Annotated in this window: 20 protein-coding genes and 1 pseudogene; 18 read left to right on the top strand and 3 right to left on the bottom strand. The window is 35.2% G+C overall.

What is annotated here, in order from left to right:
* Positions 1 to 257: 257 nt before the first annotated feature.
* From JEM49_RS05515 to JEM49_RS05495, 5 genes and pseudogenes are all read left to right on the top strand, one after another.
* Positions 258 to 1,307: pseudogene (locus tag JEM49_RS05515) on the top strand (IS30 family transposase).
* Entirely contained in the window at positions 1,308 to 1,550 is a 243-nt protein-coding gene (locus JEM49_RS05510; RefSeq protein WP_201874031.1) for a hypothetical protein, read from the top strand.
* Between the two features lie 4 nt (positions 1,551 to 1,554).
* On the top strand, positions 1,555 to 2,022 hold the full coding sequence (locus JEM49_RS05505) for a hypothetical protein (RefSeq protein ID WP_201874029.1): 468 nt from the start codon (positions 1,555 to 1,557) through the stop codon (positions 2,020 to 2,022).
* A gap of 214 nt (positions 2,023 to 2,236) precedes the next feature.
* Positions 2,237 to 2,578: a type II toxin-antitoxin system RelE/ParE family toxin gene (locus tag JEM49_RS05500; RefSeq protein ID WP_201874027.1), complete on the top strand. Its 342-nt coding sequence runs from the start codon at positions 2,237 to 2,239 to the stop codon at positions 2,576 to 2,578.
* Complete coding sequence (locus tag JEM49_RS05495) at positions 2,571 to 2,843, top strand: helix-turn-helix domain-containing protein (protein WP_025005336.1); 273 nt, start codon at positions 2,571 to 2,573, stop codon at positions 2,841 to 2,843. The genes JEM49_RS05500 and JEM49_RS05495 overlap by 8 nt, the downstream gene beginning before the upstream one ends.
* A gap of 63 nt (positions 2,844 to 2,906) precedes the next feature.
* On the opposite strand, the gene JEM49_RS05490 is transcribed toward JEM49_RS05495, so the two are convergent.
* Together JEM49_RS05490 and JEM49_RS05485 are read right to left on the bottom strand one after the other, a co-directional pair.
* Complete coding sequence (locus JEM49_RS05490; protein WP_025005337.1) at positions 2,907 to 3,830, bottom strand: N-acetylglucosamine kinase; 924 nt, start codon at positions 3,828 to 3,830, stop codon at positions 2,907 to 2,909.
* A gap of 80 nt (positions 3,831 to 3,910) precedes the next feature.
* Complete coding sequence (locus JEM49_RS05485) at positions 3,911 to 6,529, bottom strand: YfhO family protein (protein ID WP_201874025.1); 2,619 nt, start codon at positions 6,527 to 6,529, stop codon at positions 3,911 to 3,913.
* Between the two features lie 90 nt (positions 6,530 to 6,619).
* Between JEM49_RS05485 and JEM49_RS05480 the strand changes: the two genes are divergently transcribed.
* The 12 genes from JEM49_RS05480 to JEM49_RS05425 all read left to right on the top strand — a co-directional run bounded on the left by JEM49_RS05480 (position 6,620) and on the right by JEM49_RS05425 (position 17,926).
* Positions 6,620 to 8,728 (top strand): penicillin-binding transpeptidase domain-containing protein, encoded by a 2,109-nt coding sequence (locus JEM49_RS05480; protein ID WP_201874023.1) that lies wholly within the window; start codon positions 6,620 to 6,622, stop codon positions 8,726 to 8,728.
* A gap of 76 nt (positions 8,729 to 8,804) precedes the next feature.
* Complete coding sequence (gene rpmG, locus JEM49_RS05475; RefSeq protein ID WP_003548272.1) at positions 8,805 to 8,954, top strand: 50S ribosomal protein L33; 150 nt, start codon at positions 8,805 to 8,807, stop codon at positions 8,952 to 8,954.
* A 48-nt stretch (positions 8,955 to 9,002) separates the two neighbouring features.
* Entirely contained in the window at positions 9,003 to 9,563 is a 561-nt protein-coding gene (locus JEM49_RS05470; RefSeq protein WP_087176484.1) for a 5-formyltetrahydrofolate cyclo-ligase, read from the top strand.
* Between the two features lie 19 nt (positions 9,564 to 9,582).
* Entirely contained in the window at positions 9,583 to 10,263 is a 681-nt protein-coding gene (locus JEM49_RS05465) for a rhomboid family intramembrane serine protease (protein ID WP_201874022.1), read from the top strand.
* Positions 10,264 to 10,491, top strand: a complete 228-nt coding sequence (locus tag JEM49_RS05460; RefSeq protein ID WP_087176486.1) for a YqgQ family protein — start codon at positions 10,264 to 10,266, stop codon at positions 10,489 to 10,491.
* 58 nt (positions 10,492 to 10,549) lie between these two features.
* Complete coding sequence (locus JEM49_RS05455) at positions 10,550 to 10,951, top strand: rhodanese-like domain-containing protein (protein WP_025005342.1); 402 nt, start codon at positions 10,550 to 10,552, stop codon at positions 10,949 to 10,951.
* A gap of 78 nt (positions 10,952 to 11,029) precedes the next feature.
* Positions 11,030 to 11,950, top strand: a complete 921-nt coding sequence (gene miaA, locus JEM49_RS05450; protein WP_191335415.1) for a tRNA (adenosine(37)-N6)-dimethylallyltransferase MiaA — start codon at positions 11,030 to 11,032, stop codon at positions 11,948 to 11,950.
* Complete coding sequence (locus JEM49_RS05445) at positions 11,943 to 13,190, top strand: methionine gamma-lyase family protein (RefSeq protein WP_201874021.1); 1,248 nt, start codon at positions 11,943 to 11,945, stop codon at positions 13,188 to 13,190. The genes miaA and JEM49_RS05445 overlap by 8 nt, the downstream gene beginning before the upstream one ends.
* Before the next feature lie 132 nt (positions 13,191 to 13,322).
* Entirely contained in the window at positions 13,323 to 14,660 is a 1,338-nt protein-coding gene (gene glnA, locus JEM49_RS05440) for a type I glutamate--ammonia ligase (protein ID WP_201874015.1), read from the top strand.
* 168 nt (positions 14,661 to 14,828) lie between these two features.
* Positions 14,829 to 15,791, top strand: a complete 963-nt coding sequence (locus JEM49_RS05435; RefSeq protein ID WP_025005346.1) for a hypothetical protein — start codon at positions 14,829 to 14,831, stop codon at positions 15,789 to 15,791.
* 139 nt (positions 15,792 to 15,930) lie between these two features.
* The gene (locus JEM49_RS05430; RefSeq protein WP_025005347.1) at positions 15,931 to 16,836 is read left to right on the top strand and encodes a hypothetical protein; all 906 of its coding nucleotides are present in this window, start codon (positions 15,931 to 15,933) and stop codon (positions 16,834 to 16,836) included.
* Between the two features lie 103 nt (positions 16,837 to 16,939).
* Positions 16,940 to 17,926, top strand: a complete 987-nt coding sequence (locus JEM49_RS05425) for a hypothetical protein (RefSeq protein ID WP_087176489.1) — start codon at positions 16,940 to 16,942, stop codon at positions 17,924 to 17,926.
* 40 nt (positions 17,927 to 17,966) lie between these two features.
* On the opposite strand, the gene JEM49_RS05420 is transcribed toward JEM49_RS05425, so the two are convergent.
* Complete coding sequence (locus JEM49_RS05420; RefSeq protein ID WP_087363845.1) at positions 17,967 to 18,323, bottom strand: histidine phosphatase family protein; 357 nt, start codon at positions 18,321 to 18,323, stop codon at positions 17,967 to 17,969.
* 236 nt (positions 18,324 to 18,559) lie between these two features.
* On the opposite strand from JEM49_RS05420, the gene JEM49_RS05415 reads away from it, so the two are divergent.
* A complete protein-coding gene (locus JEM49_RS05415; RefSeq protein ID WP_025005350.1) occupies positions 18,560 to 19,792 on the top strand; it encodes a lactate oxidase in 1,233 nt (410 codons plus the stop codon).
* Positions 19,793 to 19,912 lie beyond the last annotated feature (120 nt).

Here is a 19,912-nt window from a genome sequence, read left to right as displayed (position 1 = left end):
ACGAGAAAGGAACTCCTTTTTCTAATGTTTAAAGAAATAAATTTAAGGAATCATTCATCCTTACACAAACTATTTTACAGTCTCTGATTTTCTTTACAGATAGGACATTATTAGTGTATAAATAACAAGTATGTATTTAATAAGGAAGAAAAACGCCGATTGTAAAATCAAGTTGAACACTTTATAAAAATAAAAGTCCATCTGGACCTGTTTGATAGAATGTTAATATCCACAAAAACATCTATTGGAGGTCACAAATGGACTTTTTACATTTTACCATGAATCAGCACGTTAAAGGCAAGCACTTATCATTTGAAGAGCGGGTTGTTATCCAAACACGTTTAAAAGATGGTTGTTCTATTAGAGCGATTGCTCGCGAATTGGGCTGCTCTCCTTCTACAATTAGCTATGAGGTCAAACGTGGTACTTTTTCTCTCTATCATGGCAATCAGCAGCGCTATAAGGCTGAACATGGTCAGAGTGTTTATCAGATTAATCGTCGTCACTGTGGTCGTAAATCGGACTTCTTGAAGAAAGCAAACTTTATTAGCTACGTCATTAATCATTTTTTTGAGGACGGCTGGTCACTTGACGTTTGTGCCAATCGTAGCTTAGCTATCGGTGAATTCTCACATCATCAAACAGTCTGCACCAGAACTTTGTACAACTATGTAGATCAAGGCCTAATTGCAATTAAGAACTATGATTTGCCTGAAAAAATTAAACGCAATACCAAGCTCCATCATATTCGCAAAAACAAGAAAAAGCTGGGACGAAGCATCGAAGAGCGGCCTAAAGAGATTGACCAGGGCAATGAATTTGGTCATTGGGAATGTGATCTTGTTTTAGAGCATAAAACCAAAGATGATCAGGTTCTATTAACGCTTTCTGAGCGCATGAGCCGTGAATTCTTGATTATTCGCATACCTGACAAGACACCTGCCAGTGTCATGCAGGCTTTTAAAATGCTTCAAAAACAATACAGCGAGCACTGGAATGACATCTGCAAGACGATTACTACTGACAATGGTTCAGAGTTTGCGGATCTAGCTAATCTGGAACAAGTCTCTAAAACGCTTATTTATTATGCTCATCCTTATACTTCTTGTGATAAAGGAACTGTTGAAAGACATAATGGCCTGATCCGCAGATTCATTCCTAAGGGAGACTGCATCAATAACTATTCTCTCCAATAAATCATTGATATTGAAACCTGGTGCAACTCTTTGCCTAGAAAGATCCTGGCATATCACACGCCAGATGAAATCTTTGAGAGAGAATTAGATAAAATCTATCAAACAGCCTAAATGTTCAATTTATTATTGCAATTTATGTTTGATAATGATAACTATGAGACACTTAGCCGTAAAATTGTACTATCTCAAAATTCAAATTGGAATAAGGCACTGGCTTTAGTAGTTTTGAATTATTCTTTGATCGTTAAGAAAATTTTTATGAAGAAAAGCCAGGAGGAGTATCCATACTATCGTTATCCTTACTTGGGCTTGAAAAATAAAATTAGTTATATAGTTGAATCGCTGGCAATTTAATTCAATGGAAAGCCTAATTAAGAACGTAAAGCAAGGTCAAGGTTATATGGTATCAACTTACATTGGTAATGCAATGACTTATAGTTTTAGCATTGATAAAGATTTCTTAATGGGTACAAAATCACAATTAAGTAGTATAGATAAGGTTAAAGAAAAGCAAAAAGAAAGTATAAAGTGGATTGACGCTAAAGTTAGATATAATCGTCAATTTGCTAGGCCAAATAAAAGTTACCAAAATGAGTTGTTAGTGGTAACTGAAAAAATTGTAAACAATAAGCAACTACTAATTAAAAATAGAGAAAATGTAATTTTATTTGAAAGTAAAAAAGCATTTCTTAATGCTTTGCCTAAAAATCCTGCTGCTCAGGGCTCTACTAAGCAACTTCGTACAATTTACTGGATGTTATTCAAGAAAAATGAGGACGAATTAAAAGATATATTGATAGATTGCAAGCCAATGTCATTAAGTTAAGACATTGATCCCAGAATGGCTTATTTGTGCTATCAAAAAAAAGACATTTACCGAGAAAAGTAATTCGATAAATGTCTCAAAAAATATTGTCAGATTTGTCAATGTCTTAACTTAATGACATTGGAGGTAGATTTTGATTCTTATGTATATGAATTTGATAGTATATTTGCTATCATAGAAAGGGAGTAATGCGCGAAAAAAGCTAAAATTTGAAATGTACGAGCGTTTAAACGGTCATAATGAATTTTATGAGTATTTGAATTCATTGACAGCTAAGGAACAGGCAAAACTGTTATCACTTATTAAGCAAGTAGAGCTTAATGGTATAAGTGTCGCTATTCAGCAACATTGGGTAGGAGTAATTGATTCAAATATTTTTGAACTTAGGGCTAGATTCTCTAATAAACGGATGAGAGGTTTGTACTCTCACGTAGATGATGACAAGTACATAATTACGCATGGTTTTACAAAAACGACCAAAAAGACGCCTCTTCGAGAAATTAAGCATGCTCATGATATAAGAAATGAATATTATGAAAGGAAAAATTATGAGTAAAAGTATTGATGATGTAATTCAAGAAAAAATGAAAAATCCGGGATTTAAAAAAGCATTTGAAAAAGATATGGCTCAGTTTAGTAGCTCAGTGGCACTTTTAAAAGCTAGAGAAGATGCGGGCTTAACGCAACGTGAACTAGCTGAAAAGGCTGGGGTACCTCAAAGTACAGTAGCTCGTATTGAACGTGGATACAGTACGAGTACCAAAACGCTTTCTAAACTTGCAAATGCAATGAATAAAACTATGAGAATTGTAATTTCATAATAATCAAAAAAGCCCACAACTTCTACAATTTGTAAAAGCTGTGAGCTTTTTCTTTGTTTTAAATTAACGATCTTCGTGGTTAGTGAAGTAACGGTAATCTTTACTCTTGTCGAATAATACGGCACGAGCGTTTTCACCATTTGAGATGGAGAAGATTGCGTCAGGGTATTTATCCTTAACTTCGTCTTCAATAAGTCCTCTCATCATTTCGTTGTTAGCCAAAACTGAACCAGTCAAAGCAATCTTCATTGGCTTTGGATCTTCGTAACGATTAAGACCAATAATAATATCGCGAGCTAACAAGTGAGCTTGATGTTGGATGATCTTGATTGCGTCATCGCTGCCTTCATCTGCAAGCTTAGCAACATGAACTGCCATGCCGGCAACTTCAGGATTAGACATTCTGTAGAATTTAGCGTTACATTCATCCATGTGTTCTACGTCGAATAACTTAGTGAACATTGGAATAAGTGCGTTATCTTCACGCTTGTCCCAGCTAAGAAGTGCAGATTGCATAGCTGAACGAGCAATAGCATAACCTGAACCTTCGTCACCTAAAATGTTACCGTAACCACCAACAGCGATTAAGTGACCGTTTTGTAAGCCGTTGTATACTGAACCAGTACCAGCGATAACAAGAGCACCGTCATCACCTTCAAGACCAGCATAAAGGGCTAAGAGTGAGTCAGTAATAGCACGGGTAGGTAAGTTGTTGATTCTTGATGAAATAGTAGCAGCAACTTCAGGTGCGTTACCAACAACTGAAAGACCAGCAATACCTACTAAAACGCGCATACAGTCGCCGTCAATCTTGTTTAACAATTCGTTAATAGTATCTGAGATGTTTTTAATTCCGCCTTCGTAATCAGCGTTAATTTGACCAGGACCGCCTTCTGCGCGACCAAGTTCTTTGCCGTTTTCGTCATATGCAATGGCAGTTGAGTGAGTACCGCCTGCATCTACACCAATTTGGTATGTAAGAGCCATATTCAAATCTTCTTTCTATATTAATTTATCCATATGATAACGTATTCATTTTATTACATTTTTATATTATAGGTCTAGTATTATTTCTCCATGTTAACGCTAACACTGATATTTTTGTTTATTTTTATGTAAATTACTAAGGTAATCAAGCTGATTAATAAGCCGATTATGAGAATCCATGGAATATAAATCAAAGTTATCTGATGTTTACCGGGATTGAGGTTAAAACTCAGAAAAGCATTAGCAAATAATACTTTATTTTTATGAAGAATTTTACCATTATCAATTACTAACCAGTTAATACTACTTGGGATAGTAGATTTCATGGTCATTTTTTTATGAAGGGAAAAATGATTGGATTTGATAACCAAGGCAGAGGGTTGAGTAATTTGAGGTTGAATTTGCTTAAATGAATGCATTTCTTGGGCTAGCTTTTTGGTATCTAAACGCCATAAATTTGTTGCATTTAAGTCTAAATTGTCTTTTTTCAGAGTAATAGCAATTTGGATACGTTGGCCACTTTGTCTACTTCCTAAATTTATCAGTCGAGTATTTGAATCACGTACTGTAAGGTTAACGAAACTACCGTTAACGTACATATCAATAGCGTTGTCATCAATATCACCAGGCAACTCGAGATAATAAGAAGAATTTGTTTTAGGCCTAAGGTTAAAAATTAGACGAGCTGATTTATTCTTTCTCTTTTTGGAATATTGCATCCAGCCGCCATCCCAACTTGAAACATTAATCTTTTTTGGATCGGGCCAAATTACATTATGGAAGAGAGTAGTAGTATTGCCAGTTGCCGCTTGTAAAAATTGAGTTTGATTTTTAGTGATATTACTAGGATCGAATTTCATCTTTTTGGTAGAAGTTGGTGATAAAAATAAAAGTGGCAGTGCATAATTATTTTTCATTAAAATTAATTGGTTAAATCGTTTTTGTAAATGATAATCACCAACGTCGATTCTTTGATTTTTATTATCATATTTCATTTGTTTTTTTTCTTTAAGTGGGGTGATTTCTTCATTAGGAAGAATGTAATATTTAATGCCAAAAAGATCGTCAGTAATTGGAGTACCGCCAAAATTGGTATAAGAATTGCTGTTATTAACAAAACCTAGATTATTTAACAGCGACAGCACATGTTGGTTGGAGATGGAATTGAAGTTGCTCAAACCATAATAATTAGCACTAAATGGATCATCATCGGAACGATAAAAATTCTTTTCGGTTCTATATAAGCTTTGATCATGATTAGTTTCATAGTTAGTAACTTGCGTTGTATTTTTTACAAAATTTTGATAATCGTAATTTTTTTGATAGGCCAAATTTCCTAATGATAAGACCAAATTAATTACCAATTCCAATTCAATTATTAAATAAAAGAATATTGCTGCATAATTGTTTTTATTATAAATAAAAGCGATAAACAGTAAGCCCAAAGCTAAAAAAGCTCCTGTGGCAATTTGAGCATTTTCATTTAAGAAATCAAATGATTGATCATTAAACGTGACAAAAAGAATCAGTCCCAAAGCAACAATAGCTAATGGCAGAACTTGCCATAGTTTGATTTTTTCTTGCTGATTTAATGCGATGATTGCTAAGTTTAAAGCTAAAAAAATCAACACAAAACTAAAGCGACCAGGGTACCAGACAGGAAATTGACCTAAGTGCCATAGTAAGACTAATGGTGTCCAAAATAGTGAAGCGATTAAAAATAAAAGCAGGAGGCCATTAGCTAATTTAGTTTTCCAATTAATTTTTTTATTTAGAAAGTAAAGAATAGTCAACAACAAAAAAGGAAGAGGAATAAAAATATTTGGCATCCCTTCTTGCATTTCATGAAAATTATAAGCACCATCGGCAAGCTTAGTTATTTGATTATATGGGATAAATTGAAATCCCCATGACCAATTTGCAGAAGATGCTGCCTTTCCTTGCAACATTTCAATAAAAACTGGCAATAACATAAAAGCATCTAAAAAAGACCCCAAAATACTTTTTATTAAATATGATTTAAAAATAGACCATTGCTTTTTTCTATTGAAGAAGAAAATCTGGGTCAATAAATAAAGAAAGCCAAAAGCTAATGTCATAAATGCGGTATAAAAATTGGTAAACCACAGTAAAAATGTGATTAAGATTAGATGGCTTTTCTCTTGCTTTAGCGTGCGATCGATTTCATTAATTAAAAGAGGCAAAAGTATAACTGAATCTAGCCACATCAAGTTGAAGTGGTTGGCGATAACATATCCTGATAATGCATAGGCGCTGCTTGCAGATAAAGCGTAGAATGGCATATTTATTTTTTGCTGCCAGTAATAATAACTAGTTAGGCCACTTGTAGCGATTTTTAGTCCGATAATTATTAAAATAGCTTGCGGTAATAAATTTTCTGGAAATAAGAATAAAAGTAAATTAAACGGGCTAAAAAGATAATAAGCATCTGTTGCTAACATCGATCCGCCTAATCCATTTGAAAAGGAATAAATTAAGCGAAGGGGATGAGAAAACAAGTTATTTCTAAAAAAAGCGAGGAAATCAACATATTGTTGCCCCAGGTCTACTGTTAAAACGCCATTTTTGGTATAAAAGAAGTAGCTGAAGAAAATTAAACCAGGTAAAATAAAACTTAATAAAAAAAGAAGATTTTTTTTAGCAGTAAATAATTTATGGATAGTAAAATAATTATTCATCTTAAAATTTAGCTAAGCTCCATTCTCAATCGTAGAATTAACGTTCAGTTTTTGTTAAAATACATACAGTTTTAGTAAGGGACGATATACGTGGATTATTTTAGAAAAAATAGTGGGACTGGTTCAAACAAACAGTCTTCTACTCCAATAAGAATGCGAATCATCGTAGGGGTTATCCTTGTGCTTTTTGCGATGTTGATCGGACAACTGGCTTATTTACAGCTAGTATATGGATCTCGTTTTAAAGCAGAAGTACAACAATCGGATTCGACAGTTGTTTCAAATCAGGTGCCGCGAGGTGTTATGTATGATGCTAAGGGACATGTATTAGTAGGAAATAAGGCTACTAATGCTATCACTTATACTAAGAGTGCTTCGACCACCACAACGCAGATATATCAAATTTCTAATGCGTTGAGCAACTATATTAAGATTACAGATGAAAAGCCGACAAAGCAAATGATTGCCGATTATTATTTAGCTGATGAAGATAATAATACTAAGATTTCAGCTGAATTGCCTAAATCAGCTAAGGTAGATGCAAGCGGAAATAAGAAAACTAATTCCGAGGTTTACCAAGCCGCAATTGCTTATGTTGAAAAAATGGATCCTAAGTTAACTGAAAAGCAGAAAACGGCCGCATTGATCTTTAATAAGATTTCTGGTGCCTATACTTTATCAACTATTTATATCAAAAATAAGGGCTTAACTGATAAGGAAATCGCTCAAGTGGGTGAGCACCTATCAGAGTTGCCAGGTGTCGGTATCGGAACTGACTGGCAAAGATCTTATCCAAATGGTTCATCTATCCAAAGTATTATTGGTTCAGTTTCTACTGAAAAATCCGGATTACCTAGCGATAACTTGCAGTACTACTTGAGAAATGGCTATTCTCGTAATGATCGAGTAGGTACTTCATATTTGGAAAAGGAATATGAACCGCTATTAAAAGGAACGAAGTCAACTAGCAAGGTAACTACTAAGTCTAATGGTAATATTCAACAGACTAAGACAGTTTATGATGGACAAGCTGGTGCCAGCTTAATGTTGACCATTGATGCCAAGTATCAAAAGGAAGTTCAGGCATCTTTGAAGCGAATTTATGGTTCAGCTATTGGTGCAGGAGCAGCTCGCTATTCTAACGGTGCCTACGCCGTGGCAATGAATCCAAATACGGGAGCATTATTAGCGGTAGCTGGTATTAACCGTAATACGAATACAGGCAAGACTACCGATAATGCCTTAGGTGTAATCAATCAGTCATTTGTTATGGGGTCAGTAGTTAAGGGTGCAACTGTTTCTGGTGGTTTGATTAATAAAGTTATTACTCCTACTAGCAACACTTTGCCCGATACGCCAATTTATCTTCCAGGTTCACCAGTTAAGAAATCTGTTTACCCAGTCGGAACATTCAGTTCATTGGATGCCGAAACAGCGCTAGAAGTTTCAAGTAACATTTATATGATGCACTTAGCAATGAATTGGGTTGGTGCAAAATATGTACCTAAGACCTACATCCATATGCCAGACAATGCTTTTAATACTTTAAGAAGAAACTTTGCAATGTTTGGTCTTGGTCAAAAGACTGGTGTTGACCTTCCTGGTGAAGTTGCCGGAATTGAAGGTAAGTCCTTCAATTCTAAAGGAAATATTCTTTCTGGTTCAGTACTTGACTTGGCATATGGTAACTATGATGCTTATACACCAATTCAGCTTGCTCAATATGTATCTACAATTGCTAATGGTGGTTATAGAATGCAGCCATATATTGTGCAGTCTGTTGGGAAGACAAGTAAAGACGGCAAGAAGATTTATATTAACTACAATAAGAAGCCAAACGTTCAACAGTCTATTCCATGGACTCCAGATGAATTAAACGTAGTTAGAAAAGGATTCTGGCGTGTAGTACATGGTACAAATGGTTGGGGTACTGCTCACTACTTGAAAGATGTTAAACCATCAGTTTCAGGTAAAACTGGTACTGCCCAAACTTTCTACTATGATGCTGAACACCCTAATAGAAAACATAATATTGAATTAATTAACGCTACTTTCATTGGTTACGCTCCATCTAAAAATCCAAAGTTTGCTGTAGCTGTGGTGTTCCCAGGTCTTGATCCAGACATGGAAGGGAAGTATACTTTGCAAGTCGCTAAAGCAATGATTCAGGATTATTTTAAACTTCATTCAACAAAATAAAGAATTAACACTGGTCAAATTGCTTGAAAAATGCTATTCTAGTACAGTCAGAATAAAAGTGTAGGTGGTGAAAAAAATGGCAGATAACATCATTTTAGAATGCACCGAATGTGGCGATAGAAGTTACTTATCTAAGAAGAACAAGCGTAAGCATCCGGAACGTTTATCTTTGAAGAAGTATTGCCCAGTTGAAAGACGCGCAACACTTCACCGTGAAACTAAGTAATAAATCAAAGTAGCAGGTTGTGTGCCTGCTATTTTTTGTAGGTAAAAAATGAAAAAATCAGAATTAAGAAAAATACAAATAAATAAATTAAAGCGTTTTGCCAAAACTGAAGATAAAAAATTAGAAGATACAATTTTACTTAAAAAGTTAATGGAATCTGATTTAATCAAAAATAGTCAAACTATTGGAATAACTGCTTCTCTACCTTTAGAGGTGGATACTTCCGAAGTAATTGCTCATTTATGGGATGAGGGTAAAGAGGTATATTTGGCCAAAGCTGAAAATGATCAAGATCATACTTTAAATTTTTTGCATTACACATATATGAGTAAATTGAAAAAATCTAGTTTTGGTGTAGAGGAAATCGCTGACCCAGATGCTATGGTTAATAATCATTTGGACTTGGTGATTGTGCCTGGATTAGCATTCGCACTTGATTCTCACGTTCGTCTTGGTTTTGGTGGCGGCTATTACGATCGCTTTTTAGCAAAATATAATCCTAAGACTGTATCACTAGTGAATTCTCAGATGCAATTCCAACATGCTGAATGGCCTGTTGAAAACACTGATATACCAGTTCAGACGCTGATAACTACTGAAACACATTAATTAATTTAAGGAGGCTGGAATGAAGCAAAAAATTAACCTCTCACAAATATTTGTGACCTTAGGAATTTTAATAGTTTTATTAATAGTCTTTTTAGTTGAAGTCTTTTTAGGTGGCTCCGAAAGCGTCAATGTTTTGATGAAAATGGGAGCCATGAATAATTATGCGGTAGTCGCTGGTCATCAATGGTGGCGTTTATTTACTGCTCAATTTTTGCATATTGGTGTCATGCATTTAATATCAAATGCTGTCATTATCTATTACATGGGTCAATATATGGAGCCAGTTATGGGTCATACGCGCTTTTTAGTTACGTATTTATTGGCTGGAGTTGGTGGTAATTTATTTAGTTTGACTTTTAGTTCAGATCGAAGTTTAAGTGCAGGAGCTTCAACAGCTTTGTTCGGACTTTTTGGGGCTATGGTTGCCATTGGCTTGCGTAATTTCCATAATCCAATAATTAGTTTTTTAGGAAGACAAGCTTTTGTCTTAGCACTGATTAATTTAGCGTTAGATATTTTCGTACCCGGTATTGATATTTGGGGTCATATTGGTGGTTTAATAACTGGCTTCTTGTTAGCTATCATTTTAGGTGATCGCGTAATGCGGACGTATAATCCTAAGTGGCGCGCTTTAGCGGGCGCTGTTTTGATCGTTTATATAGTGTGGACTGTTAGAACAGGAATGGTTATTAACTTTTAAATGAAGACTTTATACGATGTACAACAACTTTTAGAAAAATATGGCATTTTAGTTCATGTTGGTAAAAGAATCTGGGATATTGAATTGATGGCGCTCGAACTTGATAATATCAATAAAGCCGGTTTAATTGATCAACATGATTATATGATTGCAAAATTGATTTTACGTAGAGAACATAGAATCGAAGAACTAAAAGAGGAAGATAAAAAGAAAAAGGATAGCAAGTAAATTAGTTTAGCGGTATCATTATATTTGTAAGTTTTTATGGAAGGGCAGATTAAGGTTTATGTCGAGTTTTTTAATTATCTTAGATTTAGTTTTATTAGCCATTATTTTAGTCTTTGTAGGTATTTGGGGATGGAATAAGATCCAAGCCAAATCTATCGGCGGTGAATTGACTAATGAAGAATTTAAGGCAGGCATGCGCAAGGCACAAATTATCGATCTGCGTGAAAAAGAGCCGTTTAAGCGCAAGCATATTGATGGTGCCCGCAATTTGCCATATACAATGCTTAAATACCAATATAATGAACTTAGAAGTGATTTACCGGTTTATCTTTACTCAGATTCAAACACAATTACTTTGAGAGCTGCCCGTTTCTTAAAGAAGAAGGGCTTTGTTTCAATCCACTGGCTTAAAGGTGGTTTTGAAACTTGGGATGGTAGAACTAAAAAGTCTAAATATTAATAAAAAAAGACACATTTAGAGCTGAAGGAGCCTAAATGTGCTTTTTTGTATCAAAAATAAAATTGAAAAGATGATGATATGCAAAAAGTACTAGCAATAGTAGGGCCAACTGCCATTGGTAAAACAGATTTGGCAATTTCTTTGGCGAAAACGTTAAATGGTGAGATTGTCTCTGGTGATTCTATGCAAGTTTACCAAGAAGTGGAAGTCGGTACAGCTAAGGCAACTAAAGAAGAGCAGGCAGAAGTTAAGCATTATTTAGTTGATACACGATCAGTATTTGATGAATATTCTGTCAAAGATTTTGTTGGTGAAGCTACTAAGGCGATCACAGATATTAGTGAAAAAGGTAAATTTCCTATTTTAGCAGGCGGAACAGGCTTTTACGTTAATGCTCTGTTGAATAAAATGCAGTTGGGAGAAAAAAAGGACGAAGACAGCGGAACTTCCCAAAAGTGGGAAGTTTATTTAAAGCAGAATGGACCGCAAAAGTTGTGGGATATTTTAAATGAAAAAGATCCAGAAGCTGCTAAGAAAATCCCAGTTCCTAATTCGCGCAGAACGATGCGGGCATTAACGGTGATTGATCGTACAGGTGAAAAATTTTCACAACAACAAAAAAAGATTGAACCTAGATATGATTATCTGATTATTGGTTTAAATTCTGACAGGCAAGAAATTTATCGCCGAATTAATTTGCGCGTTGATCGCATGATGCAAAAGGGGATGCTAGAGGAGGCAAAGTTTATTTATCAAAATAGGGATAAAGAACATCAAGTATTGCAAGCTATCGCATATAAAGAATTTTTTCCTTATTTTGAAGGCAAAAAAGCTTTAGACGAGTGCGTTGAGCAACTTAAAACTGCATCTAGGCGGTATGCGAAGAGACAGCTGACATACTTTAGAAATCAGTTGCCAGTTAATTGGTTTGATCCATTAAATGATCCTGATTGTAAGGCAAAAATTATTGAAAAAGTAGAGGCATGGAAGAATGAATAATATACCAGATGAATTGCAAAAAATAGTAAAAGAAGTAGATAAACAAATAGCTCCTAAATTGGCAGAAATTGAGGATCAGATTGTTTATAACCAGGCTAAGGTATTGCAAGCATTTCAAGATAATAGCGTAGCAGAAGTTGATTTAAACGGTGCTACAGGCTATGGTGATGATGACATTGGTCGTGATAAGTTAGATCGAGTTTATGCGCAAGTCTTTGACACGGAAGATGCATTAGTGCGCCCTCAGTTTGTTTCAGGTACTCATACTTTGTTTACAGCATTGAATGGTAATTTGAAATATGGCGATACTTTGACTTATTTGACGGGGATGCCATATGATACTTTGCAAAAGGTAATTGGTTTAACTGATGACAAGCGTGGCACTTTGGCTGAAAAAGGCGTTAAGTTTTCATATGTTCCGCTAAAAGATAATTTGGTTGACTATGATGAAGCTGAGAAGATTCTCCGTAGAGATCAGCCTAAGGTGGTAGCGATCCAGAGATCACGTGGTTATTCGACTCGTAAGACTTTTACTATCGACCAAATTAAAGAGATGATTGCTTTTGTTAAGAAAGTTAGTCCACAAAGTATTGTCTTCATTGATAATTGCTACGGTGAATTTTCTGAAAAGCATGAAGCAACAGAATATGGCGCAGATTTAATGGCCGGTTCTTTAATAAAGAATGCCGGTGGTGGTCTTGCTAAGATGGGTGGCTATATTGTCGGTAAAAAAGATTTAGTGGAAAATGCTCGTCTTGCACTTACCGCTCCAGGTTGCACTGATGAAGGAGCAACAATTGGTAACTTGCATGACTTCTATGAGGGCTTTTTCTTAGCACCTAATGTAACTGGTATGGCTGAAAAAGGTATGATTTTTGCGGCAGCCTTGTTTGCTAAAATGGGAATGAATGTCACTCCCGCATGGGATGAAAAGCGTAGCGACATTATTGAAACAATTATCTTTAATGATCCTGACAAAATGATCAAATTCGTTCAAGAAGTACAAAAGAATTCTCCAATTGACTCTTTTGTTACTCCAGAAGCAGTTCCAATGGAAGGCTACGAAGATAAGATTATTATGGCAGCGGGGAACTTTGTTTCAGGCTCAACTATTGAGTTTTCTGCAGATGGTCCAGTTAGACCACCTTATGCGGTTTATATGCAAGGTGGCTTAACATATGCGCATGATAAAGTAGCTGTTATTAATGCTGTAAGGGATACATTCTTTAATCAAAAATAATTTTAAATTTTTACTAGACCAATTTGACATTTATAAATTGGTCTGCTATTGTATTAGTCAGTTCTAGGAGATAAAAATAAATCATAGGACCATATCAATTTAATATTTTTGTTTTTATAGGTGGATAAAACTATGAGTAAACAATATACTGCAGAAGAAATTAGAAAAGAAGTTGAAGATAAAGACGTTAGATTTTTACGTCTTTGCTTTACTGATATTAATGGTACTGAAAAGGCTGTTGAAGTACCTAAGAGTCAATTAGACAAAGTTTTGAATAACGATATTCGTTTTGATGGTTCTTCAATTGATGGCTTTGTTCGTCTTGAAGAAAGTGACATGGTTTTATATCCTGACTTTTCAACTTGGACAGTTTTACCTTGGGGTGATGAACACGGTGGTAAGATTGGACGTTTGATTTGTTCAGTTCATACAACTGATGGCAAGCCTTTTGCAGGTGACCCAAGAAACAACTTGAAGCGTGTTATTGGTCAAATGAAAGAAGCAGGCTTTGATACATTTGATATTGGTTTTGAAATGGAATTTCACCTTTTCAAGTTAGATAAAGATGGTAATTGGACTACCGACGTTCCAGATCATGCATCATACTTTGATATGACTTCAGATGATGAAGGCGCAAGATGTCGTCGTGAAATCGTTGAAACTTTGGAAGGTATGGGCTTTGAAGTTGAAGCAGCTCACCATGAAGTAGGTGATGGTCAACAAGAAATTGACTTTAGATTTGATGATGCATTGACTACTGCAGATAGATGCCAAACCTTCAAGATGGTTACTCGTCAAATTGCAAGAAAGCATGGTTTGTTTGCTACATTTATGGCTAAGCCTGTTGAAGGCCAAGCTGGTAACGGTATGCACAACAATATGTCACTCTTTAAGGGTAAGCGTAATGTCTTCTACGATGAAAATGGTGAATTCCACCTTTCAGATACTGCTCTTTACTTCTTGAATGGTATTTTGGAGCACGCTCGTGCAATTACTGCAATTGGTAACCCAACTGTTAACTCATACAAGCGTTTGATTCCTGGTTTTGAAGCTCCTGTATACATTGCTTGGGCTGCTAAGAACCGTTCACCACTTGTACGTATTCCTAGTGCTGGTGAAATTAACACTCGTTTGGAAATGCGTTCAGCTGACCCAACTGCTAACCCATATCTTTTACTTGCTGCATGTTTGACTGCTGGTCTTAACGGCATTAAGGAACAAAAGATGCCAATGAAGCCAGTTGAAGAAAACATCTTTGAAATGACTGAAGAAGAAAGAGCAGAACATGGTATCAAACCATTGCCAACTACTCTTCACAACGCAATTAAGGCATTTAAGAATGATGATTTAATCAAGTCAGCTTTAGGTGATCACTTAACTCATAGCTTTATTGAATCTAAAGAATTAGAATGGTCTAAGTATTCACAATCAGTTTCAGATTGGGAACGTCAACGTTACATGAACTGGTAAAATAGCTAATTAATAAGAATCCTCATAGTTCGAAGCTATGAGGGTTTTTTGTTGTATAATCAAAAATGGATATTTTGATTATAACGATGGAGAAAAAAGTTGAACAAAAAGATAAAAGTTGGGTTAATTACTTGTTGTAGTTTGTTACTTTTGACAGGGTGCAGTCCCGTGAGTCATAAAACGCAGCATCAAGAAAAGAAAATAGCGGTAGTCAAAAAACATTCTTCTAAGAAAATCGTAAATGAAGATGGAGTCAGGTTATCTACAAAGCTGACACCTAAAGAAATTGCAAGTGCTATTACGGTGTGTGCTGCAAATAAATATCATGGAACTTGGGTAAAAGTATTAAATGAAGCAAGAACTAATGGCTTAAAAATTAGTTTTCATAATCGAAGCGATTATCCCAAAATCACTAATGGTCAGGGATATGTATATGGAGTAAGTGCTGATAAACAAAATAGTGGAGCATGCTATACATTAAATGATGACCAGATTTTTATCTATGATAATCAAACTGAATTAGGCTCAATTACAGTAGATAAAATGGTTAAATATTTAAATACACATAATAGTGCTGGCATTGTTAAAAGACTAGCTAATGATGTGGTTTTAGGTACAGCTGATAATAATTCAAATGGCTCTAGTACTACGAAAATAGCAGGCGATAGAGGTTTAGATAATGCACCTGCAGAGATGCTAGGAACTTGGTACTCATATGATAATCATGAAAAAGCAACCGTAACTTTTACTGAACATACTATCGAAGAGACAGAAGATGGGCGTACAGTTACGACAGAACTGCATAAAATGAACCCAGATCGTGATCGCGGTGATCATGATCAAGATAAGGCTTATTGGGCTAAAACCAAGCATTGGGCAACTATTTCTAAGTTTAAAGTGCCTGAAAGCAAGCCAAAAGATAATAAGCTGTACTATAACATCTATGGTTGGAATGAAACCGCTGGCGATGGTGAGTTTTATGCTCTCCATACAGAAGAAAGTCAACCTGTATTAATATTAGCTGGAGGTGCAGGCATATGGACCGATGCGGTATATTGGAAAACACCAGAATTAGCTCAAAAATATGCTGGAAAGAAGTTCCATGATTTGCGTTATCGAGAAATGGATTAATTTGCTAAAAAAGCTTTAATGAATTTAACAAAATCAACTTTCTAATGTAAAATGCTATATAATAAAAATGCTAATTAGTATCCCTAATTTTCGTTAGGGGTATTTTTGTATTATCGGGAAGAATGTTGAAAGTATTGCAATGAGCAAAAAGATATTAGTATTAATTTTTTTAATAGCTACAGCTCTAAATCTCAGTGCTTGTAGTCAAAATTCCACTCAGCATGATAAAAGTGTCGACAACAATACTCAAAAGCAAGTTTCAAAGAATTTAACTGCTAATAAATTAACCAAGACATCACAGGCTAGTGCAATTACAATTTATGCAGCCATGAAATATAAAGGAAAATGGCAAGACGCATATAAGCAAGCGGTAAAAAATCATTTAAGTATCAGTATTAAAAGTAAAACAGGTTTTAGCCGTATTTTTAAAGGGCAGGGCTATATTTACCAGGTTACTGGTAACGGAAAAGAACAAAATACTTTCTACACGTTGAAGAAAGATGAAGTCTCATTTTTTAACCATAAAAAGAAAATAGCTACTGTTAGTTTGAATTCGATTTTAACTTTTTTAAATGATCATCAAAAATCTGAAGAAGTGAAAAGATTATCTGCTAAGACTGTATTGGGTGCTCGGATTACTTCAAATAAATATGGGGTTAAAGGGGATGCAGGGTTAGCTTATATTCCTAAAAAACTTCGTGGTATTTGGTACAATAAAAAGGGTAAAAAGCTAGTGATCACTGCTCATACTATTGAAGGAGAAGAGATTCATAGGATATCAACTGCTGTAGTTACTACGGAATCCTTCCAACAAACTAAGCACTGGGCTAGAGCTCGAATCGAGAATATTAATGGTATTGATTGTTATCATGTCCAAAGCTTAGGAGCACAAAATTTTGGCTTTTTGTATACTGTACAAAAAAATGGTAGAAATCCGGCGGTAGTAACCTATAGTGTAGATACCGGAGATTATCTTGATTCCTATTGGAAATCAACAACAATTGCTAAAAATAATGTGAATGCTGAATTTAAAAGCTTAAAGTAAGTATAAGTTTTAGGAAATTTTTGCTTTAAAAGTTGGCATTTATTCTTTTTCATAATATTATTAGGAAAAGCAATAGAAACGAATAAGAAAAGGGGAAATTCTGTTGAAACATAAATTAACTGTGTTGGTTGCAATTTCTGCGGCTTTAACTTTAGCAGGATGCAGTCAAACTACACAAAGCAATACACAATCATCACAATCTAAAACAAGTAAAGTTGCTAAGAATTCAAGTGATAACTCTAGTACTTCAACAGCTAGTTCCAAGAATAAAGATACATATACTAAGTTGTCTGCAAGCAAGATGGATTACAAGACCACTGCCAGTGCCATTGCAGTTTATGCGGCACAAAAATACGGTGATACTTGGGAAATTGCTGTTAATGCCGCTAAGCAAGGAAATTTAGGTGTAGCATTTAGAAGTAAAGATGCTACAGGCATTACCTCAGATAATAGCGGTTATGTTTATGAAGTTAGTGGTACCGGCAAGAGCAGTAATGCGCGTTATATGCTAGCTGGTGATGGTGCCAATAAACAAGTTACTATTTTTGTTAAGCAACGTAATTTAGGAACTACTAGTTTGAAAGATATCGTTGCTTACCTTAACCAAAAGAATGATGCTGATTTAGTAAAACAATTAGCTGAAAAAACACAATTAAATGTCAAATTAGAAGGCGATGAAGATGCACAAAAGACTACAACTACTAGTGCTAGTGTGATTCCTTCATCACTTCAAGGTACTTGGTACACTGCTGATACAGGCAACGGCAATATTGACACTTTGACTGTAACTGATAATAAAATTAATGATGAAGCTGGTTTTAGCATGAATGTTAAGGCTAAGAACAGTGGTTCAAGTACTTCAGATGGTTATATGAAGCAAACTACAATTAATGGTATTAGTTTCTATAGCTTTACCAATATGGGTCAAACTCCAGGACAGGGTAGTACATACTTGGCACCACATACTGAAGATGGTCAAAGTGTGATCGTCTCAGCTAATTCAAACGGCCGCACTAATGCTGTTTACTGGAAGAGTGAAGCTCTTGCAAAGAAGAATTCTAATAAGCAATTTAGTGATTTGAAGTATTAGATTATGAATGTAAAAAAGACGTCGATTGTCGACGCCTTTTTTAGTTTGGATTAATTAAATCTTCTAGTTTAAATTTTCCATTTTTGTAATCAATTACAAGAATAGAACAATTGCCAAATCTCTTTTTTAAAAATTGCTGTGGATCAACTCCGATGGCAATTAAGAAATTAAAGCAGGCTCCGGCATGTGAGACGGCAATAACTTTCTCATTGGGTTGGGCTTTAGCCATAAAACTTGAAATTGTATCAAATACACGCTTTTGCACGTCTTTTTGATTTTCACCACCATATTGAACAAAAAAATCGTTGTAAGGAACTTGAGGGTTAAGACGTTCATCTTGACCTTCGAAAGAACCGAAATACTCTTCTTTTAAGCCTTTTAGTCTTTGATAAGATATTGTTTATTAGTAACAATTTCTAAAGTATCGCTAGCTCTGAGACTGTCAAGAAGTTTGTGTAAATAGATCTTTCTCATCGATTGATTTTTTATTCTTTATTTAGTCAAAATAAGATAACGGACTACATTATGATAATTATAATGTTTGTAAGCCTTTTCACTAACAGAAATAATGTTTTGGTGTAATAATGAAAGCTGAACAGATTTATAAAATTTATGTAGAAAGAGGCACAAGATATGACAGTATATTACAAAGGATTCCCACAAAGCGATCGGGAAGAATATTTGCATATGATTAATGTCGATGAACTTGAACAAAGAGTTAAGAAAATTATGCCAGAAGGGGCATATTACTACATTGCTTCTGGTTCAGAGAATGAATGGACATGGCGTAATAACACCGCAGCCTTTAATCATTGGCAAATTATTCCTCGTGCCTTAACTGACATGGAAAATCCTTCTACAGCTACTGAATTCATGGGGATGAAGCTCAAGACTCCAGTAATGATTTCACCAATTGCATGTCACGGAATTGCACATACAATGGCTGAAGTTGATACGCAAAAGGGTGCTGCAGCTGCTGGTGCATTGTTTGCATCAAGTACCTATGCTAACAAGAGTGTTGAAGATATTGCTAAAGCCGCTCCAGATGCTCCAAGATTTTTCCAGCTTTACTTAAGTAAGGATTGGAAATTTAACGAAATGGTCTTTGATGCAATTAAAAAGACAGGTTATAAGGGCATTTATTTGACTGTTGATGCTTTGGTATCAGGTTATCGTGAAGCTAACTTGAGAACTAAATTTACTTATCCAGTTCCATTGGACTTCTTTACCCGCTATCTTGATGGTAAGGGTGAAGGACAAAGTGTAGCTCAAATGTATGCTTCATCAGCTCAAAAGATTGGTCCTGAAGATGTTCGTCGCATTAAGGAAGAAACTGGCTTACCTGTAATTGTTAAGGGTGTTGAATCTGTTGAAGATGCTTATAAAGCAATGGGTGCTGGCGCTGATGGTATTTATGTTACCAACCATGGTGGCCGTCAATTAGATGGTGGTCCTGCAGCTATTGATGTTTTGCCAGCAATTGCCAAGGCTGTTAACCACCAGGTACCAATTATCTTTGATTCCGGCGTACGTCGTGGCTCACATGTCTTTAAAGCATTAGCATTGGGTGCCGATATGGTTGGTATCGGTCGTCCATATCTTTATGGTTTAGCCTTAGGTGGAGCACCAGGTGTTCAAAGTGTAATTGATCAATTAGACAAAGAATTGTTGATCGATATGCAATTAACAGGATGCAAGACTATTGAAGACGTTAAACATGCTAAAATTGCACATATTAATTACACTGCAGATAATTTGGATTCAATTACTTCTCCTGACAGAATGAAGCCATATCCAAAGACAGCCGATAATCAAATTAAGACAAATGGTGCCTCTGATGCAACGTCAGGAGCATCAGAGCATTAAATAACTAATTGAAAAAATCTTCTTTTAATAAGATGATTTTTTTATTTTTAGTAGGTCACTTTCTTAACTAATACTGATATAAGTACGATTATCTGATTAAAAAGAACCGATTATTTAATA

The organism is Lactobacillus sp. A27 (assembly GCF_016742815.1).
Lineage (GTDB): Bacteria > Bacillota > Bacilli > Lactobacillales > Lactobacillaceae > Lactobacillus > Lactobacillus gallinarum.
The sequence above is the reverse complement of the archived record's forward strand: the minus strand, read 5'-3'. Positions and strand labels throughout refer to the sequence as shown.